The 26,662-nt window shown below is 49.0% G+C and carries 21 protein-coding genes; 15 read left to right on the top strand and 6 right to left on the bottom strand.

Annotated elements, in window-relative coordinates:
* Window positions 1-4: 4 nt before the first annotated feature.
* The 8 genes from urtC to QN379_RS13750 all read left to right on the top strand — a co-directional run bounded on the left by urtC (window position 5) and on the right by QN379_RS13750 (window position 11,764).
* Entirely contained in the window at window positions 5-1,219 is a 1,215-nt protein-coding gene (gene urtC / locus QN379_RS13785) for an urea ABC transporter permease subunit UrtC (RefSeq protein ID WP_322233086.1), read from the top strand.
* On the top strand, window positions 1,216-1,980 hold the full coding sequence (gene urtD / locus QN379_RS13780; RefSeq protein ID WP_322233084.1) for an urea ABC transporter ATP-binding protein UrtD: 765 nt from the start codon (window positions 1,216-1,218) through the stop codon (window positions 1,978-1,980). The genes urtC and urtD overlap by 4 nt, the downstream gene beginning before the upstream one ends.
* A gap of 21 nt (window positions 1,981-2,001) precedes the next feature.
* Complete coding sequence (gene urtE, locus QN379_RS13775; protein WP_323506883.1) at window positions 2,002-2,691, top strand: urea ABC transporter ATP-binding subunit UrtE; 690 nt, start codon at window positions 2,002-2,004, stop codon at window positions 2,689-2,691.
* 84 nt (window positions 2,692-2,775) lie between these two features.
* Complete coding sequence (locus QN379_RS13770; protein ID WP_323506882.1) at window positions 2,776-3,798, top strand: aliphatic amidase; 1,023 nt, start codon at window positions 2,776-2,778, stop codon at window positions 3,796-3,798.
* A gap of 84 nt (window positions 3,799-3,882) precedes the next feature.
* Window positions 3,883-5,055 (top strand): formamidase, encoded by a 1,173-nt coding sequence (gene fmdA, locus QN379_RS13765; RefSeq protein WP_322233078.1) that lies wholly within the window; start codon window positions 3,883-3,885, stop codon window positions 5,053-5,055.
* Window positions 5,056-5,145: 90 nt separating this feature from the next.
* Entirely contained in the window at window positions 5,146-5,442 is a 297-nt protein-coding gene (locus QN379_RS13760; protein ID WP_323506881.1) for an FmdB family zinc ribbon protein, read from the top strand.
* 1,154 nt (window positions 5,443-6,596) lie between these two features.
* Window positions 6,597-9,533: a chemotaxis protein CheB gene (locus QN379_RS13755; RefSeq protein ID WP_323506880.1), complete on the top strand. Its 2,937-nt coding sequence runs from the start codon at window positions 6,597-6,599 to the stop codon at window positions 9,531-9,533.
* The gene (locus QN379_RS13750; RefSeq protein WP_323506879.1) at window positions 9,530-11,764 is read left to right on the top strand and encodes a putative bifunctional diguanylate cyclase/phosphodiesterase; all 2,235 of its coding nucleotides are present in this window, start codon (window positions 9,530-9,532) and stop codon (window positions 11,762-11,764) included. Before QN379_RS13755 ends, QN379_RS13750 begins: the two co-directional genes overlap by 4 nt.
* Window positions 11,765-11,920: 156 nt before the next feature.
* On the opposite strand, the gene QN379_RS13745 is transcribed toward QN379_RS13750, so the two are convergent.
* The gene (locus QN379_RS13745) at window positions 11,921-13,054 is read right to left on the bottom strand and encodes a sigma-54-dependent Fis family transcriptional regulator (protein WP_322233068.1); all 1,134 of its coding nucleotides are present in this window, start codon (window positions 13,052-13,054) and stop codon (window positions 11,921-11,923) included.
* Between the two features lie 249 nt (window positions 13,055-13,303).
* On the opposite strand from QN379_RS13745, the gene QN379_RS13740 reads away from it, so the two are divergent.
* Window positions 13,304-14,206: a LysR family transcriptional regulator gene (locus QN379_RS13740; protein WP_323506878.1), complete on the top strand. Its 903-nt coding sequence runs from the start codon at window positions 13,304-13,306 to the stop codon at window positions 14,204-14,206.
* Window positions 14,207-14,318: 112 nt separating this feature from the next.
* Here the strand turns inward: QN379_RS13740 and QN379_RS13735 are convergent, their stop codons facing one another.
* The 4 genes from QN379_RS13735 to QN379_RS13720 form a co-directional block, all read right to left on the bottom strand.
* On the bottom strand, window positions 14,319-15,116 hold the full coding sequence (locus QN379_RS13735; protein WP_322233064.1) for a glucose 1-dehydrogenase: 798 nt from the start codon (window positions 15,114-15,116) through the stop codon (window positions 14,319-14,321).
* A 101-nt stretch (window positions 15,117-15,217) separates the two neighbouring features.
* Window positions 15,218-15,991, bottom strand: coding sequence for an SDR family NAD(P)-dependent oxidoreductase (locus QN379_RS13730; RefSeq protein WP_322233062.1), 774 nt, complete (start codon window positions 15,989-15,991; stop codon window positions 15,218-15,220).
* A gap of 88 nt (window positions 15,992-16,079) precedes the next feature.
* Window positions 16,080-17,966, bottom strand: a complete 1,887-nt coding sequence (locus tag QN379_RS13725) for a TRAP transporter large permease subunit (RefSeq protein ID WP_416186779.1) — start codon at window positions 17,964-17,966, stop codon at window positions 16,080-16,082.
* Window positions 17,966-19,009: a TRAP transporter substrate-binding protein gene (locus tag QN379_RS13720; protein WP_322233060.1), complete on the bottom strand. Its 1,044-nt coding sequence runs from the start codon at window positions 19,007-19,009 to the stop codon at window positions 17,966-17,968. The genes QN379_RS13725 and QN379_RS13720 overlap by 1 nt, the downstream gene beginning before the upstream one ends.
* 572 nt (window positions 19,010-19,581) lie before the next feature.
* On the opposite strand from QN379_RS13720, the gene QN379_RS13715 reads away from it, so the two are divergent.
* The 5 genes from QN379_RS13715 to cfa all read left to right on the top strand — a co-directional run bounded on the left by QN379_RS13715 (window position 19,582) and on the right by cfa (window position 25,278).
* Window positions 19,582-20,772: an acetyl-CoA acetyltransferase gene (locus QN379_RS13715; RefSeq protein WP_322233058.1), complete on the top strand. Its 1,191-nt coding sequence runs from the start codon at window positions 19,582-19,584 to the stop codon at window positions 20,770-20,772.
* A 201-nt stretch (window positions 20,773-20,973) separates the two neighbouring features.
* Window positions 20,974-22,629, top strand: coding sequence for an acyl-CoA synthetase (locus tag QN379_RS13710; protein ID WP_323506877.1), 1,656 nt, complete (start codon window positions 20,974-20,976; stop codon window positions 22,627-22,629).
* Window positions 22,626-23,198 carry a PPC domain-containing DNA-binding protein gene (locus tag QN379_RS13705; protein WP_323506876.1) on the top strand — a complete coding sequence of 191 codons (573 nt, stop codon included), beginning with the start codon at window positions 22,626-22,628 and terminating at the stop codon, window positions 23,196-23,198. Before QN379_RS13710 ends, QN379_RS13705 begins: the two co-directional genes overlap by 4 nt.
* Window positions 23,191-23,589, top strand: coding sequence for a PPC domain-containing DNA-binding protein (locus QN379_RS13700; RefSeq protein ID WP_322233053.1), 399 nt, complete (start codon window positions 23,191-23,193; stop codon window positions 23,587-23,589). Before QN379_RS13705 ends, QN379_RS13700 begins: the two co-directional genes overlap by 8 nt.
* A 489-nt stretch (window positions 23,590-24,078) precedes the next feature.
* Window positions 24,079-25,278: a cyclopropane fatty acyl phospholipid synthase gene (gene cfa / locus QN379_RS13695; protein ID WP_323506875.1), complete on the top strand. Its 1,200-nt coding sequence runs from the start codon at window positions 24,079-24,081 to the stop codon at window positions 25,276-25,278.
* Between the two features lie 122 nt (window positions 25,279-25,400).
* On the opposite strand, the gene QN379_RS13690 is transcribed toward cfa, so the two are convergent.
* Entirely contained in the window at window positions 25,401-25,874 is a 474-nt protein-coding gene (locus QN379_RS13690) for a MarR family winged helix-turn-helix transcriptional regulator (protein ID WP_322233049.1), read from the bottom strand.
* Window positions 25,875-26,074: 200 nt separating this feature from the next.
* Here QN379_RS13690 and QN379_RS13685 point away from each other — a divergent pair, with 200 nt between their 5' ends.
* Window positions 26,075-26,434, top strand: coding sequence for a CzcE family metal-binding protein (locus QN379_RS13685; protein WP_322233047.1), 360 nt, complete (start codon window positions 26,075-26,077; stop codon window positions 26,432-26,434).
* The last annotated feature ends 228 nt before the right edge of the window (window positions 26,435-26,662 follow it).

Here is a 26,662-nt window from a genome sequence, read left to right as displayed (position 1 = left end):
CAATATGAATACGGTATACGAAAAATTGTTGGGCGGTCGATCCGGTGCTATCGGACTGCTGATACTCGGTGTACTGTTGTTAGTGGTGTTTCCCCTCTTGTTTGATAGTTTTCGTCTGAATCTGGTCGGCAAATATCTGACTTATGCTTTCGTCGCCGTGGGCTTAGTGCTGTGCTGGGGTTATGGTGGCATCCTGAGTTTGGGGCAGGGCGTATTCTTCGGTTTGGGTGGCTATTGCATGGCGATGTTTCTGAAACTTGAAGCATCTGATCCCATCAGCACAAAAATCCAGTCGACACCCGGCATTCCAGATTTTATGGACTGGAACCAGATCACCCAATTGCCAATGATGTGGAAGCCATTCCATAGCCTCAGTTTTACTATTTTGGCAGTGTTGATCGTGCCAACATTACTGGCGTTGATAATCGGTATCGCCATGTTCAAGCGACGCGTTGGAGACGTCTATTTCTCCATCGTGACGCAGGCAATAGCCGCCATTCTGTCTATTCTGATTATCGGACAGCAAGGCCTGACCGGCGGCGTTAACGGCATCACGGATTTGAAGACGATGCTGGGATGGGATATTCGCACCGACTCGGCAAAGTTAATGTTGTATTTCGTCAATGCTGGACTATTGCTGAGTTGCGTGGTGTTTGGTCGCATTATCCTGACGTCCAAATTGGGCCGTTTGTTAATGGCGATGCGTGACAAAGAAGAGCGGGTGCGTTTCTCCGGCTACGACGTCGCCAGTTTTAAAATATTTGTATATTGTGTCGCTGCACTCTTTTCCGCGATTGGTGGCGCAATGTTCACGCTGCAGGTTGGCTTTATGTCGCCATCCTTTGTCGGTATTGTGCCATCGATCGAAATGGTGATCTATGCAGCAGTGGGCGGTCGTATGTCATTGCTGGGCGCAGTGTATGGCACCTTGCTGGTCAACTTTGGGAAGACCTTCTTTTCTGAAACGTTTCCTGAATTATGGTTGTTCCTGATGGGTGGACTGTTCATCGTTGTTGTGATGTATTTTCCAAATGGTCTTGCTGGTCTATATGACAGTCACGGTAAAAAATGGCTATTAAAACTGATGCCGCGCCGTTCCGTAAAAGAATCGTTACTCCCAACGCCAGTAGTTGTGCCAGTGAAGAAAAACTCTGTCATACCGACATCTGATCGCACGCTAGCCAATTCTGACGGTGGCAATCTGGAGGTGTTGAAATGAGTAACCCGATAGGATTTGAATCCACCGAACATCCGGTCCTCGCCATTGAAGATTTGACCGTCTCATTTGACGGTTTCACCGCAGTCGATAAGTTAAATCTGTACGTGCAGCGCAATGAAGTACGGGTCGTCATCGGACCGAACGGTGCAGGAAAGACTACCGTGCTGGATTTAATTTGTGGCAAAACGCAAGCGACTTCTGGAAGCATTCAGTTCAAGAATCGTGAACTGACAAAAATGCGCGAACACGAGATTGTGCAAGCTGGCGTTGGACGCAAATTTCAGACGCCATCGATCTATGAAAATCTCACCGTATTTGAAAATCTGGAACTCTCGTTTCCTCGCGGTCGAAAAGTCTTTGGCGCATTGGTGTTCAAGCGTAGCGCTGATGTCATTGAGCGCGTTGAGGCGGTTGCCATCGATATTTTTCTCGAAGAGTATTTAAGCATGCAAGCTGACCTTTTATCGCACGGACAGAAGCAATGGCTGGAAATCGGCATGCTGCTGATGCAAGAACCGGAATTGTTGATGCTCGACGAACCAGTCGCCGGGATGAGCGTATCAGAACGTGAAAAGACCGCAGAGTTGTTGGGTCGCATCAGCAAGGGACGTTCTGTGCTTGTCATCGAGCATGACATGGAATTCGTTAAAAGTATCGCCCATAAAGTGACCGTCCTGCATCAGGGAAAAATCCTTGCCGAAGGCAGCATGGAGTCGGTCCAGGCCGATCCCAAAGTGATCGAAGTGTATCTGGGTCACTGATTTCTTACCAAAGGATTGACTATGTTTAATGTTGCGCATCTCGCTTCCGGTTATGGCCAAAGCCAGGTCATTCATGACATCAACTTGCGCGTCGCCAAACAGGAAATAGTGGCAGTCATGGGCCGCAACGGTATGGGCAAGACTACACTCTTCAAAACGCTCATGGGAATTCTGCCGACACGTGGCGGCAGCATCCAGATCGATGGCGTGGAGTTATCCAAAATGGAAAGCCATCAGCGCGTTGCCAGCGGCGTTGCTTACGTTCCGCAAGGGCGCATGATTTTTCCTGGGATGACAGTATTGGAAAACATCCAGACCGGGTTGCCAGCCGCTGCGCAGGGAAGGGTCCCGGAAGAGTTGTATGCGTTGTTTCCAGTGCTTTTCGATATGCGCAGCCGCAAGGGCGGAAATCTGTCTGGCGGTCAGCAACAGCAACTGGCGATTGCCCGCGCGCTGGCAACTAATCCAAGAGTGTTGTTGCTGGATGAGCCAACCGAAGGTATCCAGCCATCGATTATCAAAGATATCGCACGTAGTCTCAAAGAGATTCGAAAAATACGTGAATTGACCATCATTGTTTCAGAGCAAGTGCTGAGTTTCACGATGGAGATTGCTGATCGTTTTCTGGTCATCGACAAAGGAAATCTGGTGTACGAAGACACCAGGGATCGAGTGGATGCAGCCACGATCAGTCGCTACTTATCGGTTTAAGTCCCTAACTAATTTGCTAGTCGCCAGGCAGACTAACGAAGTCATTTATTTTTTTTCATTACCTCCAATCAACGAAAGCGCACGATGAGACACGGCGATATTTCAGGAAGCAAAGATGCGGTTGGCGTCGCAGTGGTGAATTACAAAATGCCGCGGTTACATACAAAAGCAGAAGTGTTGGATAACGTGCGCAATATTGCGGCGATGGTGGTGGGTATGAAGCAGGGATTACCAGGGATGGATCTGGTCATTTTTCCTGAGTATTCCAGTCACGGCATCATGTACGACCCGACCGAAATGATGGAGACCGCTTCCACCATTCCCGGGGAAGAGACCGATATTTTTGCACAGGCTTGCCGCACTGCGAATGTCTGGGGTGTGTTTTCACTGACAGGTGAGCGGCATGAAGAACATCCGAATAAGGTCCCGTACAACACCTTGATTTTGATGAACAATCACGGTGAAATCGTACAAAAATATCGCAAGATCATGCCTTGGACACCGATTGAAGGCTGGTATCCGGGCGAGCAAACGTATGTTTCAGAAGGCCCAAAGGGTTTGCAAATTAGCCTGATTATTTGCGATGACGGTAATTATCCGGAAATCTGGCGTGATTGCGCGATGAAAGGTGCTGAGTTAGTCGTGCGCTGCCAGGGTTACATGTATCCAGCGAAAGAGCAGCAAGTAATGGTATCCAAATGTATGGCGTGGATGAATAACATCTACGTGGCCGTCGCCAACGCGACGGGCTTCGATGGCGTGTATTCGTATTTCGGTCACTCTGCCATTGTCGGGTTTGACGGACGCACATTAGGCGAATGCGGCACCGAAGAAATGGGGATTCAATACGCCGAATTATCAGTCAGCCAGATTCGCGATGCACGGCGGAACTGGCAATCGCAAAACCATTTGTACAAACTTTTACACCGTGGTTATACCGGAAAAATCAATTCCGGCGAAGCACCTGAAGGCGTTGCCGATTGTCCGTTCGATTTCTATAAAACCTGGGTCAATGATCCGCAGGCCGCACGGCGCCAGGCAGAAGCACTTACACGTACCACCGCCGGAACTGCGGAGTGTCCGATTGAAGGTATTCCGAATAGCTAGTTTTTTGGCTTCGGGTCGTACACGCCATTCCTACTTTTTTTCTTTATTTAACATTTTCGTCTGTCACTCGATAAGGAGATACGTATGCAACATTTCAAAATTAAACCTGGCGTGCCGCTGGCAGAACAAGCGGAACTTGGGCATAACCGCTGGCATCCGGATATTCCCTTTTTGTCTTCGGTAAAACCCGGTGAATCGATCATGATCGAATCACTCGATTTTCTCGATGCGCAGATTAAAGATAATGATGACGTGTCGGATGTACAGAACGTTGACCTGACGCGCGCGCATCCATTAACAGGCCCCTTTTATGTTGAAGGAGCAGAGCCAGGCGATCTCTTGGTGATTGACTTACTCGACATTAAGCCAATTACGCCGGTAGGTTTTTCAGGTGTGTTTGCAAAAGAGAATGGCGGTGGATTTCTGGCCGATATGTTCCCCAATGCCGACAAAGCGATCTGGGATTTGAAAGGGTTGTATGCGACCTCGCGCCATATTCCCGGCGTTCGGATAGCGGGCCTGACGCATCCTGGCTTGATGGGTTGTTTGCCGTCGCACGATTTGCTGGCCGAATGGAACCGGCGCGAAGCGCCACTTGCTGCCAAAGGGCTGGCAAAGCCGCCTGATCCTAGCACTGCTGTTTTGCGTGGTTTGAGTGGTGCAAAGTTCGATGCAATGGCACGAGAAGCAGCGCGCACCGTGCCGCCGCGCGAGCATGGCGGCAACACCGACATCAAGGATTTATCGGCTGGCACGCGTATTTTCTTCCCCGTGTATGTTAAGGGCGCTGGTTTCTCGATGGGCGATTTACATTTCTCGCAAGGTGATGGCGAGATCGGTTTTTGTGGCGCCATTGAAATGGATGGCGTCAGTCACGTCGGTTTCGATCTTATCAAAGGCGGTATGGCGAAATATAATATTTCGTCACCGATTTTTATGCCGAGTATTGTCAAGCCGCATTACGAGCAATGGCTGACTTTTGAAGGTATCAGTGTGGAGAACGGCGTCAACTATTATCTTGATGCGACGGTCGCTTATCGTCAGGCCTGTCTCAAGGCAATCGACTATCTGACACACTTTGGCTATACCGGTAGCCAGGCTTATATGTTGCTCACCGCAGCGCCGGTAGAAGGGCGGATCGGCGGAATCGTCGATATTCCTAACTGCGCGTGCACGGTGTCGCTACCGACCTCCATTTTTGACCAGGACATCACGCCAAAAGGCATGTTGAACGACAAAGCTTATTGGGGAAGATAGTCGCTTTGATTGATTGACACCGAGCGCCGCATCTCCGTTGATGCGGCGCTATTCGGTGAGATAACAGACCTGACATGACGGGAAAATACAATGCCGCTTTACGATATTCGCTGTAGCCATTGCGATGGCATATTTGAGAAGTTGCTGCGTTTGCAGGCTTTGGGCAACGATATTGGCTGTCCTTATTGCCAGCAACAGACCAATGCAACCCCATTATTAAGCGGCGGCCATGTCGCGTTAAAGACGACGCACAGTTGGAAACCTCGGAACGGTGCCGAGCAATTGGCGGGTATGGTCGCTGGTGGTCCGGGTGCACATGCAGGTGCCGCACCCAGCAGTGTCTTACATAATTGCAAAGGGTTTAATTGCAGTGTTTGTGATACCTGAACTGAAATGGAAGATCGTATTGAGGCGTGCCGACGACATTTGGTTGCGTCGTTGCGGGCTGATGTGATGTTATCAATTAACCTCTACATTAGGGTGCAGACAAAGCGGTAGCGTTGTGTTGATTCTGGCGAACGGTTCTTATTTTGCAGTGTCAAAGCTGCTCTATACAAATAAGGAAACCGACCTCATGATAGACAGCATATTGACTAGTATAAAAAATACGATGAATCAGGTACTGACTACGATAAAAAAGATAAATATAACAACAAAAAAAAATTATAGTAAGCAAGCTATCAACTTGGGTACTCAACCATGAAAAATATGTTGATGGTCACATTACGTGTAGTAAGTTTGTTAACTGTCTCAATAACTGTCTTATTAACTGTCTTAGTCACAGTGGGTTGCGCAAGCCATCCGGCCGAACCGGGTAGAGGTCCAGTGGTGCAAATGTACGGCACCATCGACACTGGCGTTACCATGCAATCTCGATAGTATTAAAACCTCCCCGCCAAATGGAACGATTGCGCCGACAAGGCGCATGACGTTCCTTTTCCTGTTTCCATCAGCTCATGGAATCAACGCTTAGCTATCACGTGTGACCTGTTTCACTAGGCAGTCGGCCGTTGCACCAAATCGGACGGATGTCAGGTTTTTCGCAACTAAAATTGTCGGGTGAAACGCAGCCAGTTAGTATTGAACATAGTACGGAAATGATGAACGCTGTTTTCATGGAGTCGCTCCCTGTCGGTGGTCCCAGTAGTTTATGATGCGTAACTTTTTTAATACTGTTTGTGTTTGACGTTGCCCTCGTTTTTAGCTTACCCGAAGATTTTGTTCAAGATTAAAATAACCGCTTAATAGATCACCCTGTCATTTTTCATTCCTTTTTGCCTTCATTCAGATTGGTTAAGATTGATTGTGTTGCGCCGTTTAATCACGCCATTCAGCCTCTTGTGAATTTAGTAGACTTATAGTTACCACATCGCTATGCTTTAGTTAAAGCAAAGAAAGACTAAGCACACGTGCGAAATTTTTAATATGTTGTGTTATTAAATCGAAAAAAATGCGTACTAATTTATCGATTTGTATCTTCTCCGATTCTGTTATTTATATCACTATTTTTATACGAAGACCCTTGGTAAAAGGAAATTGCCATGGTGGCTAAAGTAGTTAATATCGCCGCTGGCGAGAAGGCCGGCATGAGTCCCAAAAAACAGGAAGGCGATGAACGCTTTCCCATCGTAGGTATTGGCGCTTCGGCCGGAGGGTTGGAAGCGTTCGAGCAATTTTTCCGCCCTGTTCCAGCCGATTGCGGGATGGCCTTCATACTCATTTCTCATCTCGACCCAGATCATGTCAGTCTGCTAACAGAAATATTGCAACGCACAACCACGATGCAAGTATGTGAGGCTAGGGACGAGCAAAAAGTAGAAGTCAATTGCGTCTATGTTATTCCCCCCAATCGGGATATGACAATCAGTCGCGGCGCGCTACGCCTCAGCGTTCCCAAAGTTCCGCGGGGGCAACGGATGGCGATCGACGTATTTATGGGGTCTTTAGCTAAAGATCAGGGATCAAGGGCGATTGGTGTTGTTTTGTCAGGTACCGGCACGGACGGTACTGTTGGCTTGAGTGCCATCCTTGCGGCGGGTGGAACCTCTATTGTCCAAGATCCGACTACCGCTAAATACGACGGCATGCCTCGCAGTGCGATCAACGCCGGGTGCGCCCGTTTTACATTCCCTGCAGATCAAATGGCGGCATATTTGTTAGATAACACTCTAAAGCCAATGCCATCGAAAGAACATTTGCCGAGTGTGAAGGATACGTCTGGTAGCGTCGCCAAGATATTGCAGTTATTAAAAAGCGGCGCAGGACACGACTTTTCGCTTTATAAAACAAATACCATTTGTCGTCGTATTGAACGACGCATGTCGACTCATAACATTCGCGATATGGAAATGTACGCGCGATATCTCAGTGAGCATCCGGCCGAGGTGCAAATCTTATTTAAGGAATTGTTGATTAACGTCACACGTTTTTTTCGTGATCCAGAGACTTTTGTCATTTTGAAGCAGGATATTCTTGCAGCGCTCTTAGCCGATATATCGGATCAATATGTACTGCGGGTGTGGGTGGCAGGTTGCGCCACCGGCGAGGAAGCTTATTCGATTGCCATCATTCTGCGTGAATTGATGAATGAGTGCGGACGAGAGTGCAAAGTGCAGTTGTATAGTACTGATCTCGATGATGAAGCAATTGCTATCGCCCGTGCCGGATTTTACGTATCGGGCATCAGCGAGGACGTCACGCCAGAGCGGCTTCATCGATTTTTCATCAAAGAAGATACTGGCTATCGTGTAAAAAAAGAAATCCGCGAGATGATCGTGTTTGCGGTCCATAACATTTTGAAAGACCCACCTTTCACCAAACTGGATTTACTCAGTTGTCGCAACGTAATGATCTATCTTGAGCCGGAATTGCAAAACCGTCTGATTCCTTCTTTTCATTACGCGCTTAAGCAAAACGGAACACTGCTATTATCGCCTTCTGAAGGCTTAGGTTCGCATACAGACCTGTTTGCCCCCATTAATCGGAAATGGAAATTATTCCGGTCTGTACCGTCCTCCACGCCGACACGACTTGTGCATGCGCGGGACTTATCATGGACAGCGGAAATACGTAAGAAAGTCCCCGAGGAAGTTATCAAAAAAACTAACGAAAATAGCTTCGCCGAGATCACAAAACGCGCGTTAATTCGCGCCTTTGCGCCTGCCTCAGTCATCACCGATTTGAAGGGTGACATTTTATATGTGCATGGCGATACTGGCAAATACCTGCGTCCAGCTCCCGGGCAGGCCACGCTGAATGTCATCGAGATGGCGCGTGAAGGATTGCAATCGGAGCTTCGTGTTGCCATTTATGCTGGCGCTAACCTCGGGACCTCGACACTGGATCAGGAAGTCACTCTCAAAACGGATGACGCTACTCAAATAGTGAGCATTAGTGTCAGACCGCAATCTGAGCCAGACACGAAAAAGGGATTATTGCTAATCAGTTTTAGGGAAGTGGCACAACCACCGGCAGGAGTTCCCGCTGCGGACGCACATCCCGCCAGTTCTGAGGAGTTGCGTCAGATTGAAGAGTTGCAACGCGAGCTAGCTTATATTAAAGAGAGTCTCCATTCGACCATCGAGGAACAGCAGAATTTTAACGAGGAACTCAAATGCGTTAATGAGGAGATGCAATCGACTAACGAAGAACTGCAATCGACTAATGAGGAGTTGGAGACATCTAAAGAAGAGCTGCAATCGGTCAATGAAGAACTGGTGACCGTCAACGCAGAATTAGAGGCCAAGATAGAACAATTGGCCGATATGCAAAATGACATGAAAAATTTGCTGGAAAATATTCACGTCGGCACGATTTTCCTTGATCAAAATATGCATGTGCGCAGGTTCACCCGGGATGCTGTGCGGATTTATCGGTTGGCACAGTCAGATATGGGGCGTGCCCTGGGCGACATTAAATCGGACCTCACTGGCGACGACCTGTTAAGCGAGGCCAAAGAAGTTCTGGAAACGTTGATTCCGCTTGAGCGCGAAGTCAGCACCGCCAACGGCGACTGGTATTTGGCCCGCATTCAGCCTTATCGCACTCTCGACAATGTGATTGATGGTGTCGTCCTGACCTTTACCGACATTACTGAACACATCAAAGCGATTGAGGCACGCGAGGCCCAGCATCTGGCCGAGGGCATTATCAATACTGTGCGTGAGCCATTACTGGTACTGGATAGTTCCTTCAGAGTGATATCTGCGAGCCAGTCGTTCTATCGGGAGTTTAAGGTTCAACCGCAAGATACAGTGGGTAATTTGATTTACGATTTAGGTAGCCGTCAATGGGATATTCTGGCACTGCGCCAGTTGCTGGAAAGTGTCCGACAACACAATGAGACTTTTGAAGACTACCCGGTAGAGCAGGACTTTCCGATTATTGGTCGCCGCAAAATGCTGCTCAATGCGCGTCGTATTGTCAGTAAAACCGGCGAATCGAATTTGATATTACTTGCTCTGGCGGCGGTCACATGAACGATAAGTCCAACAACGCAGATCGGCAACGATCAGAGGCTGAAACTAAACTCGCCCATTCGACGGTGACAACGGTATCGGAGTTCGCAAACCGCTCCACGGACGAAATTCTGCACGAACTACGCGTGCATCAGGTCGAGCTGGAGATGCAGAACGAAGAGTTGCGGCGGACGCAAATTATTCTGGAAGAGACCCGTGATCGCTACGTCGACCTCTACGATTTTGCGCCGGTCGGTTACCTCACGTTGACTTCCGAGGGTTTGATTATTGAGGTCAATCTTACCGCCGCAACGTTGTTGGGGATAGATCGGTCGAAATTACTACAGCGTCGTTTTGCACGTTTTGTCACGGTGGAAGATAAAGATCGCTGGCATCGATATTTCATTGGCGTATTGCGACAGACGCAACAGCAGCAATGTGAACTAACGATGTTGAGTAACGCTGGCTTGCCATTTGAAGTGCAGCTCGATTCTTTGCGTATAGACGCTGATGGGCCGATGAATCCGACACAGGTAGTGCGGGTGACTCTTACGGACATCCACGTCCGCAAACAGGCAGAAGCCAAGCTGCATTTGATTGCTAAGGTTTTTGAGCAGAGCGGCGAAGCCATCATGGTGACGGATGTCAACCGTGCGATCATCATGGTCAACCACGCGTTTACGACGATCACCGGTTATAGCGAAGCCGAGACGATCGGCAAGAATCAAAACATGTTGCAAACCGACCATCACGGTCAGGATTTTTATCAAAAAGTGTGGACCACCGTCGATATGGAAGGGCATTGGCAAGGCGAGATGTCATGCCGTCGTAACGATGGCCGTCTATATATGGGATGGTTTTTGATAAGTCGTGTGCTTGATGCAGACAGCAATCCCTCTAACTATATCGTGATTTTCAGTGATATTACTGAGCACAAAGAAGCGCAAGCGCATATCCATCGGATGGCGCATTTCGATGCTCTCACCGGATTACCGAACCGTGCGCTATTAAAAAACCGTATTCTCCACGATCTCGCTATCGCACAGCGCAACCAGAGTGCGCTGACACTGATGTTCCTTGATCTGGATCATTTTAAAAATGTGAACGATTCGCTCGGGCACCAAGTAGGTGACCAGTTATTGGTCGCATGGTCGAATCGCCTGATCCAGGCGGTGCGCGGACAAGACACCATTTCGCGACTCGGTGGCGATGAATTTATTCTGGTATTTCCGGATACAGATGCAATAGGTGCGGCGCATTTGGTTGAAAAGATACTTGAGTTGGCGAAGAAACCTTATCAGATTGAGCAATATGAGTTGGTGGTGACGCCATCCATCGGCATTGCCATATTTCCTGGTGACGGCACTGATTTTGAAACGCTGTCTCGCAGCGCCGACGTGGCGATGTATCGTGCCAAACAAGCAGGGCGAAACGGGTATCGTTTTTTTACGTCCGAAATGCAGGCCAATTCGGCGCGAGTCATGGTCATCGAAAATGCTCTTCGTCACGCACTGGAGCAAAAACAATTTCAGCTGCATTATCAACCCCAGATACGATTAAGCGACGGCGGTATGGTTGGTGCAGAAGTCTTGCTACGTTGGGAACATCCTGAACTCGGACACCTGGAACCCTCTGATTTCATCCCGATTGCAGAGGATAGCGGTCAAATTTTGCAAATTGGCGAATGGGTGTTACGCCAGGCAATTCGGCAATGCAAAGCGTGGCTCGACAAAGGATTGCCGCGGACACGGATAGCGGTCAACCTTTCTGCCGTGCAGTTTCGTGATCCACGTTTGCCTGAGTTGGTGATGCAGATATTGACGGAAGAAGATTTACCTTCGCATTATCTGGAACTGGAGTTGACCGAAAGTGCGGCCATGGATAATCCTCATGAAGCCATCATCATTATCGACAGACTGTTGGCACATGGCATTCGGTTATCTATCGATGACTTCGGAACGGGCTATTCATCCCTCAGTTATTTACGCCGATTTAAGATTTGCAAGCTAAAGATAGACCAATCTTTCGTGCGGGATATTAGTGAAAGCACGGAAAATCGCGCCATTATTACTGCCATTATTGGTATCGCCAAGAGTCTCGGGTTGGGGACCATCGCCGAGGGCGTGGAAACTGAGGAGCAAATGACGTTTTTGCGAACAAAAGGTTGCGACGAGGTGCAAGGATTTTATATAGGCCTACCACTTCCACCGGATCGTTTTGAGCAGAATTTTGAACTTAAAAAAATACGCTAAGTAAATAATATATTAGCGCTTTTCGGTGTAACCAGATTTTGTCGAAACAGGAGTTAGTTCGGTTTAAGCCATTAAACAGCTTTGGCTTAAACCTCTGCTGTACTTCACGGTACGGTGCGTAATCTACGATTTAACTACGATTTAACTACGCCGCAACTAGGTTGCATAAGCGGGCATGGCCTGATCACGCACATGGGGAATTTCTAGTTCGCGTAACTTTCGATATAGCGACGCACGGCACATTCCCAATTGTCTTGATGCTGCAGAAATATTCCAGCGACTACCAACTAAAGCATCGATCACCCGCGAGCGCTCGTCTCTAAGCGGAACGTTAAACGTGCGCGATGGAGATAATCGGCTTGGTGGGAAAGCCTGATGGACGGTATTCGAGTGATTAACTGAATGACTGACCGGCAGATCCTGAAGCTGCATTAAATCCTCGGGAAGATCGCTTGCTTCGATCCGATTGTTGCTCATCACCGCGCAGCAATAGCGGACCACCGCGTGCATTTGCCGTAGATTGCCGGGCCACGAATAGGCCATCATTTGTTGCAGAGCTACTGGTGACATAATCCGTTCAGCCTTGCAACTCAGATAGCCAGAAGAGTTGATTGGGCTCATTTGATCGATTTGATCGAGAGATAATTCATCAGCTATCATTTGCATGATTAATTGTTTTTTATCTGCACGTGCGCGCAGTGTTGGCAAGCGCAACACGCCACCCGCAATGCGATAATACAAATCTTCGCGGAAGCGGCCTTGCGCAATTAACGTTTTTAAATCCTGATGCGTTGCACAAATCAAGTGGATATCGACGCTGACAGGATGCGCCGCACCCAGTGGAATGACTTCGTGTTCCGACAGCACTCTCAACAATCGGGTTTGTAGAGAAAACGGCATGTCGCCGATTTCATCCAAAAATAATGTGCCGCCATCGGCTTGTTGGACTTTGCCCTTCATGCCACCGGGCAAAGCACCAGAAAATGCGCCTTTGCAGTAGCCAAATAATTCACTCTCAGCCAGACTTTCCGGGATTGATGCGCAATTGACGGCAATCAGGTTGCCTTTGCGCCGCGCACTATATGCGTGAAGTGCGCGTGACAGATATTCCTTACCGGTTCCGGTTTCACCCAAAATTAAAATGGGAATACCTTTATCGATCAGTAATTTACCGCGCATGATCAATTCTTGCATCTGGGGATCGCCACCACATAGTTCATCCAATGAGCGATACGAAGTGGTTTTTGAAAGGCCGGTATTGCTAGATACGGTGACCGTTTGTGTCGGCATGCTTGTCTCCTAGTTCTACATTGTGAACTGATTTTTATGAGTGGCATTGTCTGGCTTGTGACCTGAGACGCCTTTAGAACTATTCAATATTCACAACGCTGGTGAATATTGAAACTTTTTCAGAGTGTGCACTAACATCTGAATCAAACTGATTTGGTGAAGCTGCACTCGCTGTGCCTAAGAATAGCTAGCTTGATTGATTACTTCCAATACAATATAGTCACCCCATTAATACCTTGAAGGTATCAGATGATCGAATTACGCCATTTGACTTATTTCAGAACGGTCGCGGAAACCCTGCATTTTGGACGTGCGGCTGGATTGTTGCATATCTCGCAACCGCCATTAACACGACAAATTGCGGCCTTAGAGCGTGAATTAGGCGTGTTGCTGTTTGACCGTAGCAAGCGCAATGTGCAACTGACAAAGGCAGGGCACAATTTTTACAAAGACACGGCGGAGATATTTAGTGCGTTGGAGCGTGCAAAACGGAATGCCGTCTCTACCAGTGCAGGCAAAATCGGTCGGTTAATGGTCGGCTTTATGATGTCGTCGGCGTATAACATCTTGCCATCGGTAACGCGCCATTATTCGGTGACCTATCCTGACGTCGATATGCAACTGATCGAATACGTGCCTAATTTGCTGGTCGGCGATATCAAGGAAAGCAAAGTTGACGTCGGTATTATGTACCGGCCTGAAGACTGCACCGGTCTTGATAGTCGCACTATTTTTAGCGAGCCATTGGTCCTGGTACTACCAAAACATCATCGGTTGGCAAGTCATGAAACGATCTCGCCGAACGATCTGGCAAGTGAATCTTTTATTAGCATTCCGCGCACGATTGCGCCAGTCGTCTATGACATGATAGTCAGCTATTGCCAGGCTAACGGCTTTCACCCACGCATCAAATTAGCCGCCAATTTGCAGCAAACCATTGTCAATTTAGTCGGCGAAGGGTTGGGTGTGGCGATGGTCCCGCGCTCAATGCAAGCCATGCATCTGGAAACAACGGTGTTCAGGCAGATGACGGACGCGCCGGTGGTTGAGGTGGCTGTGATCTGGAACAAAGAAAATCGGAATCCGTGCGCCCGCACATTTGTCGAAACCGCAGAGGAAGCGTGGAAGAGTTTTAGACAAACATCGGATTAACTATGTCACTCGGACACCATTAAGTAGATCAAAGAAGAGGCCTTAACAAGCGCTGTATCGGCATTCTTTTCTGATCGACTGGCGTGTAAATATGAGGAAAAATATAGCTGGTTCAAATACACTTGAGCGTCAGTCCACCATCCACAATTAAATCTACGCCGGTAATATACCGCGCTGCATCCGACGCCAAAAACAAAGCCGCGTGTGCAACATCCCAGGCATCGCCCATAAATCCCATCGGACATTGCTCGTGACGCTTGCGACGCATTTCTTCGATATCGCCGCCATACGATGCTTTGAGTGGCTCGCGTATCATCGGTGTATCCATCAGGCCGGGTAAAATACAATTCGCCCGAATTCCGGAGGATGCGTATTGTATAGCGATGTTTTTGGTCACCGCCAGCATGGCTGCCTTGGTCGCGCTGTACGCAACATAAGGAAAGCCGATCCAACGCAATGCAGCGACTGAGGAAATATTAATGATGACACCTTTCTTCTGGCGCTCCATCACCGGCAACACATATTTGCACGTCAGAAACACGCTGCTTTGATTGACTGCTACCAGACGATCCCAGCTTTCTTCGCTCGTTTCAACCGGACCGCCAACTTCGGCAATCCCGACATTGTTATGCAATACATCAATCCGATCGAAATGGTCGAGCGCCGCTTGTATCATCGCTTGAACATCGTCGCTTTTCGAAACGTCGGCGGAAATAGCCTCACACACGCCGCCTTCCGCGCGGATCAAATCGCGGGTTTCTTCTGCCGCTTGCAAGTGGCGATCCACCGCAAGAATCGTTGCGCCTTCGCGTGCATATAAAGCAGCAGCGGCCTTGCCATTACCCCAGCCAGGCCCAACCGAACCGGCACCCGTGACGATGACAATCTTATTTTCCATAGTGCGCAACATAAATTATTCCTTGTAAGTAGGACTTAGGCAAAACCACTCCAGCGGCGTTGTGCTTTCCTGGCCGGTCAATAGATAGGCAAATAGATATTCAATATTCCAAATTAGATACTGAGTACGCCAGCGGCAATAAAGCCACCATCAACCGGCACAACATGACCGCTGATGTAGGCGGCATCGGCTCCGGCCAAAAACGCCACAGCGGCGGCGATTTCATCGGGTGTTCCGTAGCGTTTCATCGGAATACCGTTGGTAAAACTGAGGCGTGTTTCAGCAGAATGCAAAGTCTGCGTCATTGCCGTATCGATCGGGCCGGGCGCAACGCTATTGACCGTTATGCCGTGTTCTGCCAACTCGATTGCCATCTGGCGCGTCAAGCCGATGACCGCGGCTTTTGACGTGCCGTAAGCGGTGCGTCCAGCGCTGGCCCGTAAGCCCGAGACAGACGATATATTCACAATGCGACCCCATTTGTGTCGCAGCATCAGACGTGCCGCATGCTGACCGCATAGCAACACGCTGGTGAGATTGGTGGTGACGGTTTTTTGCCAGGCATCCAGTGGCAAGTCCAGAAATGCATAGGTTTTTGCGATGCCAGCGTTATTGATCAGCACGTCGCAGCGACCATAATCCAGCGCGATAGCGGCGAATACTTGTGCGATCGTTTCAGGATTGCTGACGTCCATGCAAATTGGCGTAGCTGAGCCGCCCGAGTCGTTTATTTTGTTTGCCGTTACGGTGGCTGCGTCGAGGTTGATGTCGGCGACCAATACGTGCAATCCATCTGCCGCCAGACGTGCCGAAATGGCAGCACCGATACCCATGGCTCCGCCCGTCACCAGCGCCACCCGAGGTGCGCGGTTATCATGTTGGGACATTTTATCTCCGTTAGGTTGGCGGTCTGTTTAGCTAGTTAGCTATCTCTTGCAGACCGCCGGTTTTGAAGTCGAATGGTTTTTAGGTCGATTATTTATCGAGGAATCCGATTGAAATCCAAGGAATAGCAACGACGATCAGCAATGCTATAACCAGCGCAGCGAGATATCCCCAGACCCGATTGAACACTTTATCCGGCGATACTTTGCCGATGGCGCATGCTGCATAGAAACCGACTCCGAACGGCGGTGCGAACAAGCCAATTCCCATTGACAGGATTACCACCATGGCATAGTGCACGTCGTGCACGCCTAATGAACGCGCCACTGGAAATAGTAACGGGCCAAACAATACAATCGCTGGAATTCCTTCCAATATGCTGCCCAGCACGATGAAGATAACCACTGAAATCAGCAAGAAACCGATACCACCGCCTGGAACACCTTGCATCAGCGTCACCAGCTTGGCCGAGAAACCGGATTGTGTCAGTGCCCACGCCATTGATGTCGCCATACCGATGATCAGCAGAATCGCGCCTGACAAGGTTGCGGCTTCAACCAGCATTGGATAAATACGTTTGAAGTCGAGGTGACGCATAAACAGATGCATTACCAGTCCTACCACGATGGTATAAGCCACGCCGATAGTCGCCACTTCGGTCGCTGTCGCGACACCTTCGATGACTGCCACGCGGATCAGTATCGGGAGTGCCAGAGCGGGTATGGCGATGATCAGTGTTTTACCAATGACTGCAAATGAAGCACGTTTGATGTTGGTGATCGGCTCCCGACGGGCCCGAAGCCAGCAGACTGACCCAATAGCGATAGTCGCAATTACCGCTGGCATCAAACCACCGATGAACAATGACGTAATGGATACGCTACACACCGCACCGATCGTGATCAGCACCAGACTTGGCGGAATCGTTTCGGTCATGGCACCGCTTCCTGACAATAGCGCCACCAATTCCTCCGGCTTGGCGCCGCGTTTCTTCATCTCAGGGAACAGAGCCGGTGCAATGGCCGCCATATCGGCTGCTTTAGAGCCGGATATACCCGATACCAGAAACATCGCGCCAAGGAGGACGTATTGCAAGCCGCCGCGTACGTGTCCAAGCAACGCGGCCATGAAATCGATCAGCGTACGCGCCAGACCGCTGATTTCCAGCAGTGCGCCGAGCAAAACAAATAACGGTACCGAGAGTAAAATCAGACTGGACATACCTTCGTCCATGCGGCTCACCACGATCATCATTGGCGCATTCGTGGCTAACGCCAGATAAGCCATGGTGGCAGTACCGAATGCAAACGCAATTGGAATACCGCCAGCCACGCACGCACCAATCAGCACGACGAAAAATATGATCAGATTGTAGTTGCCCATGGCGAGCAGCAATGGTTTGCCTAGCCACAAAGCCAGAGCGATAACGCCAACCACACCGATTGCTGAGGTGACTTGTTTAAAGGTCGCATGGCTAGCCATACGGGCAACCGCAGCCAGCAACATCAAAATGGCACCGACTGGCAAAGCCGCCGCACGCAGGCCGTCCGGAATTTCCAGAGCGGGCGTGGTGATCGCCATTTGGTCGGTCGCATGGGTGACGGCCGGGTGAATGATCATCAGAACAAAGATGCAGACAATCAGCGCTGCCACAGTCTCGAACCAGATGCGCCATTTTTCGGAAAGTTTATTAACAATCGCCGTTAGCCGCATATGTTCACCACGGTCAAGCGCCAGCACCGCACCCAGCATCGATAGCCAGATGAATAGTGTTGAGGCCAGTTCGTCCGACCAGATCAGCGGATCGTGCAACGCATAGCGATAGGTCACGCCGATCAGCAATATCAACGTCTCAACAATCACCAGCGTTGCCGCCACCGCAGCGACAACGTGCATCACGCCGCGGTTGACCGTCGCCAGAAGCCGCGCCAGAAAATGGCTTTGCACTGGTGTGGTATAGGTCGTAGCGGCGTCCATCAGGCCAATTTTCCAGTGTATTTCTCAAGGATGGCCCAAGCCTCATCCCCAAATTTTTTGTGCCATTGCTCGTAAAATCCAGCACTACGTAGCTTGGTGCGAAAAGCGTCGTTGTTGGTATCGTTGAATTGCAGGCCTTTGGTTTTCATTTCGGCGACTAGTGAATCGTTAAGTGCCTTGGTGTCAACGCGTTGCTTCAGACCGGCTTCGTTGATATTACGCGTGACGATATCCTGAAGATCCTTCGGCAGCTTTTCGAACGAGGTTTTATTTGCCAGACACCAAAAACCATCCCACATATGATTCGTCATCGAACAATATTTCTGCACTTCGTACAGTTTGGCAGTCGAGATGATCGCTAGTGGATTTTCCTGGCCTTCGACGATTTTTGTTTGCAGCGCTGAATAGACTTCGGCAAAGTTAATGCTGGTTGGCGCAGCATCAAATGCGCGGAACATTGAGGTCCAGAGTGGACTTGGTGGAACGCGTAATTTCATACCTTTCAAGTCTTCCGGCTTATTAATCGGGCGACTGCTGTTGGTGATTTGGCGATAGCCGTTATCCCAAATTTTGTCGAACGCGAACAGTGTCGATTTCGCCGAAATCTGTTTGCGCACGTGGGCGCCAAGATCGCCATCCATCGCTGCCCACACTTGGTTGTAATCTTTAAATGCAAAACCAATTCCGCTGATTTGTGCATCCGAGACTAGTGTTCCAAGAATCAACGGTGAAAGCAAAAAGTAATCAATAGCGCCAGCACGAATTTGCGACAGCATGTCGGTATCAGTACCGAGCTGGCTATTTGGATAGACTTGCATATCAATGCGACCTTTTGAGTCGGTCGCAATTTTTGCCGCCATTTCTTTTGCCCGCACATTCATCGGATGTGTGACTGGCAGATTATTGGCGAATTTTAAGGTGAACTCGGCAGCGGCAAAAGCTTGTGTCGAAACCATACTTAAGCCACTGGCGGCGATTGCCGATGTGGCAGAAATTGTTTTCAAAAAATTGCGGCGTGAAATGATACCAACGCGATTACCCATCTGTTTGTCTCCTGGATTTTAGTTATATAAAAAATGATCTCTGGAACCTGGTAGCTACGCTGCGTAAGATTGGATAGAGCAATTTAAGTGCCAAGGCCCAGTTTTGCTATCGGCGGTTATTCCGATTGGCTATATTGTCGTGCTTCTCTTCCTCCTCGTCTCTTCCTCCTCGTCTCTTGCTCTGGCAGCTATCCTCAGCCCAGTGCTGATATTCTCGTCTAAAAATGCAATTTCGACAAAGGATGTCAGGTGTTTATTTTGTGCGACACCTGTCGCATAAAATAAACACCTGTCGTTACTGCGGTGCAGCAAAATTCTTTATCGCACGCTGCACGTCAGTTGCTATGCAATCGCCGCCCCAAAAATCGGTCCATACGCCACGCCGCTGCGCAAAAGGATAATATTGACGCCATACGCTTTCATTCGCTTCTACTTCATTTTTCGCCTTGATCTACATTGAGAATGACCATTTGATAGTTCTTGGCGACAGTTACCTATAGTTGCCGTTCGTGTCATAACCTTGGCATTATTTTTGCATAGCATTATTCTGAAAACTCTTTTTAGGAATCCAAATGACGACTTCCTCTCCATCGACTTCCGCCCCATGCATTACCGGCTGGAACCATTCTAAGTTTGGTAAACTTGATGCCCTCGATCCTGAAATATTGATTGCCGAAGTAGCGCAGGCGGCGATAGCGCACGCGGGTCTGACACCGGCCGATATCAGTTCTATTCACATCGGCACCTTTAATGGCGGCTTTCTGCAGCAGGATTTTCCTTCTTCGCTCATTTTTAATAGCATTCCGGAAATGCGATTCACGCCAGCAGTCCGGGTCGAAAACGCTTGCGCCACCGGCTCAGCAGCAATTCATTCAGGATTACAGGCAATTTTATCCGGTCAGTCGCGCCATGCGCTAGTCATTGGCTACGAAAAAATGAGCGAACTGGCTACAGCGGCAGTTGGCGATGTCTTGCTCAAATGTTCCTACGTTAAAGAAGAAGCGGCCATTGCTGGCGGTTTCGCAGGGGTGTTCGGCAATATTGCCCAAGCCTATTTTGATCGTTACGGCGATCAGTCGGATGCTTTGGCAGCAATCGCAGCAAAGAACCATAAAAATGGCGCGGCCAATCCTTATGCGCATATGCGCAAAGATCTGGGCTTTGACTTTTGCCGTCATGTATCTGAAAAGAATCCATTCGTCGCCGGCCCGCTGAAACGTACCGATTGTTCCTTGATTTCAGACGGTGCAGTGGCAATGATCATCAGCGCCGCTGATGTCGCTAAAAGTATGCCGCGTGCGGTGCAGTTTCGCTCGGCAGTGCACGTCAATGATTTTCTGCCGCTCAGTCGGCGTGACCCAACGTCCTTCGAGGGCGGCAGTCTGGCGTGGAAGAGGGCGCTGGCGCAGGCAAAGTTGACGCTTACAGATCTGTCGCTGGTAGAAACCCACGACTGCTTTACTATCGCGGAATTGCTGGAATATGAAGCAATGGGTTTGGCTGAGCCAGGACGAGGCGCGCACGCGATTCTCGACGGCGTCACCACCAAAGAAGGCCGTTTACCGATTAATCCTTCTGGCGGACTGAAATCGAAAGGTCATCCAATTGGCGCCACCGGTGTTTCAATGCATGTCATGGCAGCGATGCAGGCTTGCCACGATGCGGGCGAAATGCAAATAGCGGATGCCAGATATGTCGGCGTATTCAATATGGGCGGTGCCGCAGTAGCAAATTATGTCAGCATTTTAGAGCGCGTCAGGTAGGTACCTCGAAAAACCTGCTGCCCAAACAGGTACCTCAAAAAACCTGCTGCGCAAACCAATCTCGCATTTCCGATGCTCACCGTACCTCCGTACGGCTCTGCTTCTCAATGCGACCCTGGCTCGTGCAACAGGTTTTTTGAGGCACCTGATGAGGCGGTGTAAAAGCAAAGCAAACCAGAGCAAATCAATCTTGAATTCTTGATGTTTGTCTTGTCTCCGCACAGCTCACATGCAACAACAATTAATAAGCCCAACCGAAATAAGAGCGAGACCATGTTAAAAAAAGTCATGAATCTGGGGCGGCTGTTATCGGATGTCGCGCGCCGTTTTCCCGATGACGCGGGCATCATTATTGGCGATGACGTCGCTACCTGGAAAGATATTAATGACCGCGTCGATGCGGTAGCGCATGCTTTGCATCAATTAGGCGTCAAAAAGGGTGACAGGTTTTTGGTGCATTCTCGCAACAATTTGCAAATCTTTGAGAGCGCCTGGATCGCATTCAAACTCGGCTTGGTATGGGTTCCTACCAACGTGCGTATTACGCCACCGGAAGCCGCTTATCTGGGGCAATCCAGCGGTGCGACGGTGATGTTGTATGACCGTGGTTTGGCACATTACGTCGATGCTATTAAAGCTGTTTCTCCTGCGCTGACACATGTGATTGCCCTCTCCGATGCGCGTGACGGAGAAATGGACTATGGGACTCTTGCAGCAGCGCCGACAAGCGGTGCAGTGCCGTTTGACGAGGTCGAGGTAGAGTATGAAGATCCGCTCTGGTTCTTCTATACATCAGGTACGACCGGCCATCCAAAAGCAGGAATGTTATCGCACGGACAAATGGCGTTTGTGGTGACCAACCATCTGGCTGATTTGCTACCAGGACTATCGCATCGCTCGCGTTCCTTGGTAGTTGCTCCACTCTCGCACGGCGCTGGAATACACGCGATTGTCAATACGGCCCGCGGTGCTGCCAGCGTATTGCTTGCGACCGAAAGATTAGTGCCGGAGGAAGCCTGGCAACTGGTAGAGAAACATCGTATCGATAATATGTTTACTGTCCCGACCATCGTCAAAATATTGACCGAAGATCCATCGGTAGACCGTTACGATCACAGCTCGCTTCAGCACGTCATCTACGCTGGCGCGCCGATGTATCGTGCCGACCAGCGTTACGCGCTACAGAAGCTCGGTAAGGTGTTGGTGCAGTATTACGGGCTCGGCGAAGTTACCGGCAACATTACATTTTTGCCGACTTATATGCATACCGACGATGACAACGATCCGCATGCGCGGGTCGGCACGTGCGGCATTCCCCGCACGGGAATGGAGATTGCCATTCTCAATGATAGCGGACAAAAGTTGACGGCATTCGAGACCGGCGAAATATGCGTACGCGGCCTCGCCGTATTCATGGGTTATCACAACAATCCGGATGCCAATGCCAAGGCATTTAAGGACGACTGGTTTCATACCGGCGACATAGGCCACGTTGATCGTGAAGGATTTCTTTATATCACCGGTCGTTCCTCTGATATGTATATTTCAGGTGGTTCTAATGTGTACCCGCGCGAAATTGAAGAAGCATTATTGACCCATCCGGCAGTGTCGGAAGTCGCGGTACTGGGTTTGCCGGACCCGAAATGGGGCGAAAGCGGTATTGCGGTGATCGTTACCAAAGACAATTTGACTGTGGAGTGCGGACAGTTAAAGGCACATTTGGAGGAACGCATCGCCAAATATAAGTGGCCGCGTCGGTTTGTGTTTTGGGAAACAATGCCGAAATCCGCTTACGGAAAGATTGTAAAGAAAGAGGTTAAAGCGTTATTGGAGGCAGAAGGGGAGTGTCATCTATGAACACCAGGAACGCGTCACATACGAATGCCTCGCCACAGGCGCATCGGCCACGCATGATGCTGCATCCCGGACCGTTTAATCCGGTCCGTATTCAAAGTCGGCATTCCGCCAGTGGCAGACATGTCCGTTTGACGCTGGTGCCAGGCTTAAGTCTCTTTGACGCTATTGTGAAGCCATTGATCGAGATCGGTATCAAGAATGCCTCGACCACGATACTCGGTGGTTATTTCGATCATCTCGAATACTGCGTCGCGCCGCCCGATCCATCTCATCAAGCCATGATCGCTTATTCGAAACCGATTCAGGCTGGGCGCGCATACATGATTTTTGGCAATGCTACGCTGGGTAAAAATCAGCATGGTCGTCCCATCGTGCATTGTCATGCGGCTATTCGCACAGAGAATGGGACAGTGAAGGGCGGTCACATCATTACTGATACCTGTATTGTTGGATCGACCCCAATTTCGGTGCTGGTTACCTCGTTGGATGGCTTTGAACTACGCGTGACTTTCGATCCAGAAACGAATATTCCCTTAATACAACCGCAAGCGGAGAGTCCGAATGAATGATACAACGATCGTTGAAACCGGCACTATGGGACGCGTTGCTTATGCACGTATCGCACCTAACGAAGATCTGGTTTTAGGGGTCGAGAAACTGTGTATCGCAGAGGGCTTCAAGAACGCCTTCGTGCGGGGGGCGCTGGGTAGTCTGGTGGATGCGTGTTTGGGAACGCTGGATGGCAAATATGTCCAGATTAAAGGGCCAGCGGTTGAGATTGTCAGCCTTGCGGGAGAGGTTCGCTCAAAGGATGATGGTTCTCTCATTGCATCACTCACTGGCGTCGTTGCCGACCCGGAGGGTAACGTTTATGGTGGCCCCTTTGTCGCCGGTGCGAACCCAATTTGTATGACCTTCGAGGTGACTCTGGAAGAGTGGCTTCCGACCGCGCACTCATAATTCTCACCCACTTGTTTCGCTTTTAAACGTGTGACCGATTCAGCAATCGTCGATGCGATTGCAATGCAAACTATGTGAAGATGGCGAAGGCAGCGCTTGGTTGGCTGCCTGTTTACATTTTTATTCACTGTGAATATACTCATCCAGCATCAAATTATTGCACGCATTCAAGTCATGCAAAATTAATCATCGCCATCTCGCATCATTTAAATTTACACTAGACCATTCTGGCGAATCACCACTGGTTAGTATCTGCCAATCGCGATGAAACAAATCGGGCTCTACTTCTGTGCGCAAACACAATTGTGATGGAGTAAAAGAGTTATTTCATGTCCCGCCTAAAAAAATTTTACGCCTGATATTTATCTATTATGATTAGTAACTCGCATAATTAATAAAAGTTGATATTCCGAGTTATTAATAGAAGACGTGAGACTGATTATTATTTCGCAAAGAGCATCAGAAATTTCATACTCGGGTAGACATAACATGACAACTTCGCACAGTAGTGGATTGACACCGACAACGCTCAATATGAAAGCGAATGGTCCGAAAATCATCAACCAGTTGTTTGAACATGCGGGTGTCAAGTTGAACGGAGACGCGCCATGGGACATGCAAATTTACGATAGTGCTTTTTTTCGGAAAATGTTTACAAAATGGGAACTGGGGATCGGCGAGTCATACATGGACGGAGATTGGGACAGTCAGCAGCTTGATGAATTTTTTTTCAAAATCACCAGTCATGACCTCGAGCAAACAGTCGTAGGTCCCGCCAAGTTCAGATTTGCGCTGGAAATTTTACGTCAAAAATTCTTCAATCTTCAAACTGAAAATCGTGCCTTTCAGGTGGGCGAGCAGCACTATGACATCGGTAATGATCTATTCGAAAGCATGCTCGATTCAAATTTGATGTACTCATGCGGCTATTGGGAGCACGCAAAAAATCTGGAAGAGGCGCAACTGCATAAGCTTGAATTGATTTGTCGTAAGCTTGAATTAAAGCCGGGTGAACGGTTACTAGATATCGGATGTGGTTGGGGCGGTTTAGCACGCTACGCTGCAGAAAAATATCAGGTCGAAGTCGTCGGAATTACTATTTCAAAAGAGCAACAAAAGCTGGCGCAAGAAAAGTGCGCAGGATTGCCCGTCACCATTTTGTTAACCGACTACCGAGAACTTACCGGTGAGTTCGATAAGATTGTATCGGTGGGTATGTTTGAGCACGTCGGAGCAAAAAATTACGCTACTTACTTTGATGTTGTCGGCAAGTTGTTAAAGGCAGATGGTCTTTTTCTATTGCATACCATTGGTAACCATGTGACTGAGACGAGAAGGGATATGTGGCTGGATAAATATATTTTCCCGAATGGTCATTTGCCCTCGGCGAAACAAATTTCCAGCGCCCTTGAAGGACGGTTTTTGATTGATGACTGGCACAACTTCGGCCGCGATTATGACCGAACGCTGATGGCATGGTGGGATAATTTCGATAAAGCATGGCCCACATTGAAGGATAAATACGGCGAGCGTTTCTATCGAATGTGGAAATACTTCTTACTTTCTTCTGCTGGTTTTTTTCGCTCAGGTCAAGGCCAGCTTTGGCAAATCGTTTTGAGCAAACGCGGTCGGCCGGTTACTTATCGTTCCGTGCGTGGGTCCCCAGCAATTGAAAGGAACCAAGGGTAATATTTAGCATGCATGTTTTATTTCCCTTGCTCACTTACAGGGAAATGTTGCAATGTAATAATTTACACACCAGAGAACCAGCATTGCAACGCTGGTTTTCCCCGCATCTATCAGACTGCCCATTAAAGTGTGTCACTGCGCGTCGGGCACGAAGCCAGCGCACCGCTTAAAGCGTCGAAAACGCGTAAGCACGCATGAATATCCGCGGTATCTATATCGGTAAACAACTGCCGTCGGAAGGGTAACAGTGCCGCTTCCAGTTTCAGCACGCGACAACTTCCCTCTTCAGTAAGATATAACAGCTTCGCCCTGCGGTCGGTAGGATCTTCGCGCCGTTCGACCAATTTTGCGGCAATCAAATGATCAATCACGCGCACCACAGAGGCGGGATCCAATCCCAATGCATCAGCGACGCTGCCCGGGCGCACGCCGCTACCGAGGCGGCCAATCATAACCAGTGGCCATGCGGTAGCTTGCGACAAGCCTAAATTCGATACGCTTTGATCGGCGGCAACCTTATAGGCGCGTGTTATCTGGCCGAGTGACATTGTCAAATGCATTAGGTCACGGTCATGTTGTTGAAGTGTGTCAGGCATAGTTTGTCTCTTTTTTAGTTTTCATACTAAATATTAACATGCAAAGTAAAAGGCGTATAATTAGTTTTGTCGGACAACAATCAATGCAAGTTGTAAGGCAATCAAGTTGAAGCCACAGATTGGCTTATTCGTTATTTCAGAAGTAAAGAAAAAGTATTAGAAGCATTGTAATTTTAACAACCAACACAAAGGAGTACATCATGTCCAATAATTCTATCTCCGCCCTTACTGCCGCTGGCACACTGCGCACTTCGCTTTTGGCTTCAATACTCGCCATAGCATGCTCTTCCTCATTTGCAGCAGAATTGCCACTGAAGTTTTTGGGTGATCCCGGTACGACAGGAACCGCGACGCAAACCATCAACATCAAACCTGATACCAAGTATGTCAATGTGACCGGCGGTCAAACGGTCAAGTTTGTTGTTGGCGACAAATCGTTCGCCTGGTACTTTGACGTCGGTACCAATGTTTCAACGTTTGACTTGAATCGGGTCGCACCGGCTAATATCCTTACGCAACCGATTAAGGTTTATGTCGCGCAAGACGTTACGTCGATTTAGTATTGCGTAGCAGACATGCCGCGGCAACGAGCCCGCGGCTGTTTGTTTTAACCTCAACAGTCCATCGCCGCATTGCGCTCCCTCGGCATCATTTTCCCCGACCCTTCAGTCAAAGAGCAGATTTTATTGGCCTCACTTTTGATGGCTAGTCATTGATTTATCACACTTTAAAATAACACCATTCTGTCCTCGCTTCGTATCAAAGTGTGAATGCGGTTCTACTAATTA

Origin of the sequence: Glaciimonas sp. Gout2 (genome assembly GCF_035018905.1) — a bacterium.
Classification (GTDB): Bacteria; Pseudomonadota; Gammaproteobacteria; order Burkholderiales; family Burkholderiaceae_D; genus Glaciimonas.
This window is presented reverse-complemented; position numbering and strand designations above follow the sequence as displayed.

What these genes read in the sequence shown, in the direction of transcription:
- QN379_RS13700 (WP_322233053.1), top strand. Translation starts at nt 23,191, where the DNA reads ATGAATGATACAACGATCGTTGAAACCGGCACTATGGGACGCGTTGCT.
- QN379_RS13750 (WP_323506879.1), top strand. Translation starts at nt 9,530, where the DNA reads ATGAACGATAAGTCCAACAACGCAGATCGGCAACGATCAGAGGCTGAA.
- QN379_RS13760 (WP_323506881.1), top strand. Translation starts at nt 5,146, where the DNA reads ATGCCGCTTTACGATATTCGCTGTAGCCATTGCGATGGCATATTTGAG.
- QN379_RS13770 (WP_323506882.1), top strand. Translation starts at nt 2,776, where the DNA reads ATGAGACACGGCGATATTTCAGGAAGCAAAGATGCGGTTGGCGTCGCA.
- QN379_RS13710 (WP_323506877.1), top strand. Translation starts at nt 20,974, where the DNA reads ATGTTTGTCTTGTCTCCGCACAGCTCACATGCAACAACAATTAATAAG.
- QN379_RS13720 (WP_322233060.1), bottom strand. Translation starts at nt 19,009, where the DNA reads ATGGGTAATCGCGTTGGTATCATTTCACGCCGCAATTTTTTGAAAACA.
- QN379_RS13730 (WP_322233062.1), bottom strand. Translation starts at nt 15,991, where the DNA reads ATGTCCCAACATGATAACCGCGCACCTCGGGTGGCGCTGGTGACGGGC.
- urtD (WP_322233084.1), top strand. Translation starts at nt 1,216, where the DNA reads ATGAGTAACCCGATAGGATTTGAATCCACCGAACATCCGGTCCTCGCC.
- QN379_RS13735 (WP_322233064.1), bottom strand. Translation starts at nt 15,116, where the DNA reads ATGTTGCGCACTATGGAAAATAAGATTGTCATCGTCACGGGTGCCGGT.
- QN379_RS13690 (WP_322233049.1), bottom strand. Translation starts at nt 25,874, where the DNA reads ATGCCTGACACACTTCAACAACATGACCGTGACCTAATGCATTTGACA.
- QN379_RS13685 (WP_322233047.1), top strand. Translation starts at nt 26,075, where the DNA reads ATGTCCAATAATTCTATCTCCGCCCTTACTGCCGCTGGCACACTGCGC.
- urtE (WP_323506883.1), top strand. Translation starts at nt 2,002, where the DNA reads ATGTTTAATGTTGCGCATCTCGCTTCCGGTTATGGCCAAAGCCAGGTC.
- QN379_RS13755 (WP_323506880.1), top strand. Translation starts at nt 6,597, where the DNA reads ATGGTGGCTAAAGTAGTTAATATCGCCGCTGGCGAGAAGGCCGGCATG.
- QN379_RS13705 (WP_323506876.1), top strand. Translation starts at nt 22,626, where the DNA reads ATGAACACCAGGAACGCGTCACATACGAATGCCTCGCCACAGGCGCAT.
- QN379_RS13740 (WP_323506878.1), top strand. Translation starts at nt 13,304, where the DNA reads ATGATCGAATTACGCCATTTGACTTATTTCAGAACGGTCGCGGAAACC.
- QN379_RS13725 (WP_416186779.1), bottom strand. Translation starts at nt 17,966, where the DNA reads ATGGACGCCGCTACGACCTATACCACACCAGTGCAAAGCCATTTTCTG.
- QN379_RS13715 (WP_322233058.1), top strand. Translation starts at nt 19,582, where the DNA reads ATGACGACTTCCTCTCCATCGACTTCCGCCCCATGCATTACCGGCTGG.
- fmdA (WP_322233078.1), top strand. Translation starts at nt 3,883, where the DNA reads ATGCAACATTTCAAAATTAAACCTGGCGTGCCGCTGGCAGAACAAGCG.
- cfa (WP_323506875.1), top strand. Translation starts at nt 24,079, where the DNA reads ATGACAACTTCGCACAGTAGTGGATTGACACCGACAACGCTCAATATG.
- urtC (WP_322233086.1), top strand. Translation starts at nt 5, where the DNA reads ATGAATACGGTATACGAAAAATTGTTGGGCGGTCGATCCGGTGCTATC.
- QN379_RS13745 (WP_322233068.1), bottom strand. Translation starts at nt 13,054, where the DNA reads ATGCCGACACAAACGGTCACCGTATCTAGCAATACCGGCCTTTCAAAA.